1 pseudogene is annotated in these 363 nt (G+C 62.3%); it reads left to right on the top strand.

From position 1 onward, the window contains the following. Window positions 1-137: 137 nt before the first annotated feature. Window positions 138-363 (top strand): annotated as a pseudogene (locus HX773_RS25760) (hypothetical protein); the annotation flags it as partial.

Here is a 363-nt window from a genome sequence, read left to right as displayed (position 1 = left end):
ATCACCGCCGCGATGCCGGGGCGCAGGGCGATCTGCAGCACTGGCGCCACATCCGCGGCTGCGACCTTGATCGCGACTTGCTGACGTCCCCAGATGGCACAGATCACGGTCATCATGACCACTGCCTGCCCATCGACGTGATTGTTGCGCCGTTTACCCACGAGATTCCGGCACCGATCTATTTCCGGTCAGCGCAGGTACCGGCCTCGGCCACCTATCCGCTGCATCGACATCCGTGGGGCGAATTCGTGTACTCTTTCATCGGCGTCATGGAAGTCAAGCTGTCCGACAAGCACTTCATCGTCCCGCCTCACTACGGCGTGTGGCTTCCTCCCAACGCCGAGCACTGGGCGCTCAATCGCC

Source organism: Pantoea sp. B9002, from assembly GCF_013385945.1.
GTDB lineage: Bacteria > Pseudomonadota > Gammaproteobacteria > Enterobacterales > Enterobacteriaceae > Pantoea.
The sequence above is the reverse complement of the archived record's forward strand: the minus strand, read 5'-3'. Positions and strand labels throughout refer to the sequence as shown.